This window comes from Oleiphilus sp. HI0123 (assembly GCF_001635315.1).
Map to the genome: position 1 here is coordinate 1 of NZ_LWGE01000412.1, position 7625 is coordinate 7625.

At 45.4% G+C, this 7625-nt stretch carries 6 protein-coding genes; all 6 read right to left on the reverse strand.

Going from position 1 to position 7625, the window contains the following annotated elements:
* Positions 1 to 344: 344 nt before the first annotated feature.
* Positions 345 to 1760, reverse strand: coding sequence for an amidase (locus A3761_RS03895; protein ID WP_068514359.1), 1416 nt, complete (start codon positions 1758 to 1760; stop codon positions 345 to 347).
* Positions 1761 to 1774: 14 nt separating this feature from the next.
* Entirely contained in the window at positions 1775 to 3229 is a 1455-nt protein-coding gene (gene gnd / locus A3761_RS03900) for a decarboxylating NADP(+)-dependent phosphogluconate dehydrogenase (protein ID WP_068514356.1), read from the reverse strand.
* Between the two features lie 24 nt (positions 3230 to 3253).
* Complete coding sequence (gene pgl / locus A3761_RS03905; RefSeq protein WP_197469694.1) at positions 3254 to 4018, reverse strand: 6-phosphogluconolactonase; 765 nt, start codon at positions 4016 to 4018, stop codon at positions 3254 to 3256.
* A 31-nt stretch (positions 4019 to 4049) separates the two neighbouring features.
* The gene (gene zwf, locus A3761_RS03910; RefSeq protein ID WP_068514353.1) at positions 4050 to 5564 is read right to left on the reverse strand and encodes a glucose-6-phosphate dehydrogenase; all 1515 of its coding nucleotides are present in this window, start codon (positions 5562 to 5564) and stop codon (positions 4050 to 4052) included.
* Positions 5565 to 5645: 81 nt separating this feature from the next.
* The gene (pgm, locus tag A3761_RS03915) at positions 5646 to 7286 is read right to left on the reverse strand and encodes a phosphoglucomutase (alpha-D-glucose-1,6-bisphosphate-dependent) (RefSeq protein WP_068553754.1); all 1641 of its coding nucleotides are present in this window, start codon (positions 7284 to 7286) and stop codon (positions 5646 to 5648) included.
* 114 nt (positions 7287 to 7400) lie between these two features.
* Positions 7401 to 7625 (reverse strand): winged helix-turn-helix domain-containing protein (locus tag A3761_RS03920; RefSeq protein ID WP_197472803.1); only part of this gene is annotated, 225 nt, incomplete at its 5' end.

Here is a 7625-nt window from a genome sequence, read left to right on the forward strand (position 1 = left end):
GTCTGCGAGCCGTGGAAGACTCTGCCTACAATCAATCAGTCTTAATAATCGTCGTTAACTGGATAGGCGATTGAACCAGCTTCTCTTTACCCTCAATCATTGGATAAAATACATAATAACCTTTGTCAGGTACTGAAGTAACCTTCCCTCCTTTTATGTAGAAAGGTTTATCAAAGCCCTGAATATGAACCTCATAATCCCCCCCCTAACATCGTATCCATCGTTCGACTGGCATTGTTAATTTTGTCGCAAGCACTCAAGCCTGCAAGCAACAATACAGTGACTAATATGCCAAACACCTTTTTCATACCTCGATCCCTTTCTTCATCATACTCGTTGTTAATTCAATATTTATTCAACACAAAAGGCACTGCTTCCTCAATCTCAAAAGCCAACTCAAGCAAGCGTTTATCTTCTCCAAACTGTGCAAAGAACTGGACGCCAACAGGCACCTGTTTTTGACTAACGCCAATAGGCAAAGCAATCGAAGGCGCGCCCGAGACATTGTGAATCGCACAATAAGGTACAAAATGCTTTAGGCGCTCTATAGCACTTTCAAATTCTACGTCAGGCGCAAGATAGCCTATTTTCGGCGGTGGGTGCCCTAAAACTGGCGATAACATAAGGTCATAGTTAGCCATTTCTTGTTGATAAACATTAGTAAAACCCAGTAAGCGTTTAATCGCTAAAGGCGCTTTAAGTATATGTTTTCGGAAGTGCTTACTTAACCCAAGGGTCAGCGGTTCGAGCTTTTTCTTATTTAACTTAGTACCAAACAGAACGCTACCTGTTGTAGAAAAAATCGACGCCATCATTCCCCAATAGAGCAAGAAGTCGTCCCCAAAAGCAGGGTCAAATGGAAACGAAACTTCTTCCACATCATGCCCTAAATCACTGCATATTCTGGCCGCCTGATGCACGGCTGCCGCATTGTCTGAATCACTATAAAGATGGCCAGGGCCATCTGTATAAAAGCCGATTCTAAGTCGCTTTTTAGCGGGGCCGGTGATTTCACCCAGCGCAGGTAGTTTTCGGTTGAGATAAAACTTTTCAGCTTCGGAATAAAACATCGCCGTATCGCGAACACTACGGCTTAGAATTCCCTGGTGCCCCAAATTGATAGGTAATAAATGGGACCCTTTCATATCGACTAAGCGACTTCTTGTAGGCTTCAGCCCTATTAGCCCGCAACATGCCGCAGGTATTCTGATAGAACCACCGCCATCATTCCCATGAGCAAAGGGCACAACGCCAGCTGCAACCATGGCGGCAGATCCGCCGGATGAACCGCCAGTTGAACGCTCAAGGTTCCACGGGTTAGAAGTCGAGCCAAAATAACTAGACTCAGTCGTAGCCGTTAAGCCAAACTCAGGCATTCGAGTTTTTCCTAGGGGCACGACGCCTAGCGACAGGAATTGACGTACGAAATCTGAAGATTTTGCTGCGGGTTTAGGTTTTAACGCTGCGGAACCATGAGCGGAGGGCACTCCGTTAAAGTCGTCATTATCTTTAATAAAGCTAGGGACACCGGAAAAATACCCTGAATTAGGCAACAATGCGTACCGTCGAGCCCTGTCATACATTTCCACAGCAAGACTGTTTAGGCTCGGCTCAACATGCATCGCGCGACTAATACTCGCTTCAACCGCCTCTTGGGCCGATATTTCTCTTTTACGAACCCTTTCGGCAATTCCTACTCCATCGAGTTCACCTAGAACATCTTCTGTATAGGCATTAATTGTTTTCGCCGATGGAATCATGCTGCGCTCATATATTAGGCATTGTATTGGCTGGAGGATACCGCTCCACCACTTCCAATCCAGTCCGTATGGAAAAACTCGCCTCGATCTCTATCAACCCGTTCATAAGTATGCGCACCGAAGTAATCACGTTGCGCTTGCAGCATATTTGCTGGCAATCTTCCGCAGGTGAAGGCATCAAAGAAAGACAAGCCTGACGCGGTACATTGCATTGGTAGCCCGATTTCAATCGCTTTACCCAAAACCCTGCGCCAGGAAGGAAGTGACTGCTTCAATAATTGTTGAAAATAGTCATCGATTCCTAAGAAAGAGAGCTCAGGGTTCTTTATAAAGGCGTCACGAATATTCTCTAGAAAACGACTTCGGATAATGCAACCTCCTCGCCACATTAAAGCAATATTCCCGAAGTTCAGATTCCAATCCAAGTTGTTTGAAACTTGCTTCATTAACATGAAACCTTGAGCATAAGAGATGATCTTAGACGCCAATAAGGACTCTCTCAACGCTTCAAGCCAATCGTCCTTATCTCCACCAACACTAGATATCTCACGCGCGAAAGCTGTTTCAGCAGCGATTCGCTCTTCTTTGAAACTGGAGATATATCGTGCAAAGACCGACTCACTAATCAAGCTCAAAGGTACACCGTTTTCAAGTGCGCTATTTGCAGTCAGTTTACCGGTTCCTTTCTGCCCTGCCGTATCAAGAATGCTCTCTACTAAGGGCTGCCCATCTTCATAAAAGCCAAGAATATTGGCTGTTATTTCAACTAAATAACTATCTAACTCTGTTTTATTCCATGCCGAGAAACTTTTCTGCATTTCAGGGTGATTCAAATTCAACCCACTCTTCATAAAATGATAAGCCTCAGAGATGAGCTGCATATCACCATATTCGATGCCATTGTGAACCATTTTCACAAAATGCCCTGCACCGCCCGAGCCAACCCAGTCGCAGCAAATTTCACCAGCATCGGTGCGCGCCGCAATAGCCTGAAATATAGGCTTTACTAGCGGCCAGGCTCGCTCATCACCACCAGGCATGATAGACGGCCCATAACGTGCACCTTCTTCACCACCGGAAACACCGATACCGAGATAGTGAATATTTTTTTCAGATAATGACTCTACTCGTCGAGCCGTGTCTCGATAGTCGGAGTTGCCCCCATCAATAATGACATCACCATCATCTAGCAAAGGAAGTAGCTGTTCAATGTAGGCATCCACCACCTCACCAGCTTTTACCATTAACATCACTTTACGAGGCGAGGAGAGCTTCGCCAGCATATCCTCAAGGCTATTTGCACCTTGTATTAGCGTATCAGCAGCAAGACCCTTGATAAACTCGGATACTTTGCTCTGCGTTCGGTTATACGCAACGACCCTGACACCGTGGTCATTCATATTCAGAACCAGGTTTTGCCCCATTACCGCTAGACCAATGACTGCAATGTCTGCTTTGTTATCCGCCATAATTATCCCTCGACTATTTCTTGTTTAATGCTCGCTAAGTTTAGCTGCCGATTCCGCATCTAAATACCACTCAACACACCCTGAGCTTGCAATAATTCGTGAAAAAATATTGGCTGCCGGGTAGCTTTTAGAGACTTCTGCCTGATCGACTATTTCTCGCACGACACTTGCCTTACTCTTACCCAAGGCAATAAATGTCACTCTCTTGGCACATGATATGACTGAAGCACTTAGCGAGATTCGCTCCTGCTTGGAGCTTGGTTGAGTCGCCTGAACGGCACTCTGAGCACAGTCGTAATCTGTTTGGCCAGGAAACAATGAGGCAGTATGTCCATCTTCCCCAATACCCAGCATAACCCAATCAAAAATAGGAAAGGCATTCACTCCATCAGATACTGATGGCAGACAAGCCAGCATTTCATCTTTGAATTCGATCAAGGCTTTTTCTTGCGCTAATTCACCATGAATGGGATGAATGTTACTCGCTGGAATTAGCACATGGCTAAACAACAGCCGCATGGCTTCACCATAATTGCTTTGCTCATCATTAGCCGACACACAACGTTCATCTCCCCACCAGAAATGTAAGTTCCGCCAAAGAATGCTATTTGCGTAATCACTGTGGGCTATGTAGCCAAAAATATGTTTGGGCGTTGTCCCGCCCGATAAAGCGATATGGATATCGGCGCCAGATTGGCTCAGAGCCAGCCACTGTTTGGCCACTACCTCTGCAAGCTCATCAGCTGATTCATAAATGCTTATAATAGAACCATCACTACTCGCATTCATACTGCCCCCTGCTTAAGAATTTTTTATCTCGCTATAACTCACAATAATGAGTATTGGCTAAATTTTTACACGGAAAACGCCAGGTACGGCCATCACGCCGAAGAAGGCTCTCGGCTTCTTTCGGCCCCCATGTACCACTCGCATAACCATGCAAGGCATGGTCGCCAGCTTGATATTTCAGAATAGGCTCGACAAACTGCCAACAGGATTGCACGGCGTCGCTACGAGCAAATAAGGTGGCATCGCCATTCAGTGCATCCAGTAACAAGCGCTCATAGGCATTCAGAATGCGTACACCATCACCTTCTTCATCGAGTAAATCCTGGTAACGAAAGTCCATACTCACCTCTTTCGACTCAAAACCTGCTCCGGGTTTCTTAAGACCGAATTGCATCACGATCCCTTCATCTGGCTGAATGCGTATCACCAGTTTATTTGCCGGTGCATTCAGCCCAAAAACAGGGTGTGGTGTATGTTTGAAGTGAATAACAACTTCCGTCACTCGCGTTGGCAAGCTCTTCCCTGTTCGAATATAAAAAGGAACTCCATTCCAACGCCAATTATTAATAAATAGCTTAAGGGCTACGTAGGTTTCAGTTCTGGAATCTGGACTAACACCTTCCTCATCCCGATAACCTGGAACAGCACTACCTTTAACTAAGGATTCCGTATACTGCCCTAAAACCAGGTTATTCTCTAAATCGGCCTGACTAAGTGGTTTTAGACTCTGTAGAACCTTCACCACTTCATTCCGCGTTGAGTCGGCATTGATCACTGCTGGCGGTTCCATCGCTACCATCGCCAAAACTTGCAGCAAGTGGTTTTGAAACATATCGCGCACGGCACCTGCGCCATCGTAATAGCTACCCCGAGACTCAACACCTAATTTCTCTGCGCCGGTTATCTCAACATAATCAATATAATTTCTATCCCATAATGGTTCAAACATGCCATTAGCAAAGCGAAAAACCAGTAGGTTTTGAACGGTCTCTTTTCCCAAATAGTGATCGATACGATAAATCTGGGATTCATCAAAATAGGAATGCAAACCATGGTCTAGCTCGATTGCAGATTCCAAGTCATAACCTAGAGGCTTCTCGACCACGATGCGCTTCCAGCCTTCACACTGATCCAACAATTGACTCTTTGACAAGCAATCAGGGATCACGGTAAACATACTTGGCGGCATCGCCATGTAAAACAAAGTATTGTGCGGTGTCTGGTAGCGCGCATACAGCTCATTCAAGGTAAGCTTTAGCTTGGAGTATTCCGTGACATCGGAGGTATTCAAAGACAAGTAATAAACGTGCTGGAGAAAATCTTCGACAGTATGCGAATCAAGGTTTGCACCTTCACTTAGCGACTTTAACAAAGCCTCACGATAACTATCTGAGTCATAAGCACTGCGCGAAACACCCAAAATAAAGAAACAATCAGGCAATTGTCTAGTGACATATAAATGGAACAAAGCCGGGATAAGCTTGCGAAACGACAAGTCTCCCGAGGCACCAAAAATGACGATATTACTGTTATCAGGAACCCTCATCAGACAACTCCTTAGTCGTAGGCTTTTAGTATAGCTTACTCATTAAATAGCTCCGAGTCATGACTCAGAGCTTTTTAATCCTTATTTGATGGTTTCATCCACAAGCGCTTTTGCTTCTTTCTGAACTTTCTTCAAATGATCTGAACTGACAAAACTTTCCGCATAGATTTTATAAACATCTTCGGTGCCCGATGGCCTTGCAGCAAACCAGCCATTTTCTGTAGAAACTTTTAGGCCACCGATTGCAGCACTATTACCCACCGCCTTGGTCAGTTTCTGCTGAATCGTTTCGCCTGCCAACTCGCTTGCACTCACCTGCTCAGCAGATAAGGCTTTAAGCTTGGCTTTCTGCTCTTTGCTTGCCGATGCATCAAGACGCTCATAAACAGGAGAACCGAACTGGTTTTCCAGTTCTTTATAACGCTCCCCCGGGTCCTTACCAGTTACTGCGCATATTTCGGCAGCCAGGAGATCCATGATAATGCCGTCTTTATCGGTCGTCCAAACTTGTCCGTTGCGTCTCAAAAATGAAGCGCCTGCACTTTCTTCTCCACCAAAACCCAAGCTGCCTTGATGCAAGCCATCTACAAACCATTTAAAGCCAACAGGCACCTCAACCAAAGGACGCTTTAGCGCGCTAGCCACTCGGTCAATCATGCTGCTGGAAACTAGCGTTTTGCCGATTCCAACAGATTCATCCCATTCAGGACGATGTGAGAAAAGGTAATCGATTGCGACTGCTAAGTAGTGATTTGGGTTTAACAAGCCAGAGCTTCGAGTCACAATGCCATGACGGTCGTAATCAGGATCGTTGCCAAAGGCGACATCATATTGGTCTTTTAATTCAATCAACTGACCCATGGCATAAGGTGAGGAACAATCCATACGAATTTTGCCGTCTTTATCAACACGCATAAACGAAAAGCTTGGATCAACCCGCTTATTGACTAACTCCAGGTTCAAACCATAATGCTCGGCAATCGGCTCCCAGTAAGCAATACCACTCCCGCCCATTGGGTCAACACCTATACGCAAGCCGCTTTTGGAAATGGCAGACATATCAACCACAGATTCCAGGTCCTTCACGTAGGGCATGACAAAATCAATTTCTTGCGTACTGCTAGCTGCCAAAGCCTGCGAATAAGAAACCTTTTTTACTTTTTCCATACCTTGAGCTAAAAGTTCATTCGCACGTGCCTGAATCAGGTTAGTAACATCGGTATCTGCAGGCCCACCATGAGGAGGGTTATATTTAAAGCCTCCATCTTGAGGAGGGTTATGGGATGGCGTAATCACCACACCGTCGGCAAGTCCCTGGGTGCGCCCTTGGTTATGACTAAGAATGGCGTGAGAGATAACTGGAGTAGGCGTATAGCCACCGCCCTGCTGAATGCGCACTTCGACATCTTGCGCCGCAAAGACTTCAAGCGCACTAATTAATGCAGGTTCCGACAAGGCGTGGGTATCTTTACCCAAAAATAAAGGACCACTAATATTTTGAGCCTGGCGATATTCACATAAAGCTTGGCAAATAGCCCAGATATGATGTTCGTTGAAGCTACAATTCAGCGCTGTCCCGCGATGGCCAGATGTACCAAATGCTACTGCATGATCAGAGTTTCCCGGTTCAGGTTGCCGCTTGTAATAACTCGCAACCAAGCGAGGGATATCAGTTAATATTTCTTGCGGTGCAGGCTGGCCCGCCAAAGAATGAACAATCATATAAGTCCTTTAAAATCAGATAGCTTTAACGATAGTCTGTTACTTTGCCATCAAGACTAACACAAAATAGTGTAGGCTTTCTTTACAAGCAATAAAATCTTCATCAGTGATATTTTAATGGTCAAATACGTAGCCCACAGAGCGGCGGCTTTTGAAGAACTCGGGGTTCTTAGGGTCGTCTTCAAAGTACTTTCGAAAACGGACAATAAAGTTATCGACGGTACGAGTCGATAGGTCTTTGGAAAAACCCCAGGCAACTTCTAAAATTTCTCCGCGTGACAGCGCTTTACCACGATTGTTAATCAATAACCTGAGCAAGCGAAGCTCTTGTTCAGTTAG

What these genes read in the sequence shown, in the direction of transcription:
- A3761_RS03895 (WP_068514359.1), bottom strand. Translation starts at nt 1,760, where the DNA reads ATGATTCCATCGGCGAAAACAATTAATGCCTATACAGAAGATGTTCTA.
- gnd (WP_068514356.1), bottom strand. Translation starts at nt 3,229, where the DNA reads ATGGCGGATAACAAAGCAGACATTGCAGTCATTGGTCTAGCGGTAATG.
- pgl (WP_197469694.1), bottom strand. Translation starts at nt 4,018, where the DNA reads ATGAATGCGAGTAGTGATGGTTCTATTATAAGCATTTATGAATCAGCT.
- zwf (WP_068514353.1), bottom strand. Translation starts at nt 5,564, where the DNA reads ATGAGGGTTCCTGATAACAGTAATATCGTCATTTTTGGTGCCTCGGGA.
- pgm (WP_068553754.1), bottom strand. Translation starts at nt 7,286, where the DNA reads ATGATTGTTCATTCTTTGGCGGGCCAGCCTGCACCGCAAGAAATATTA.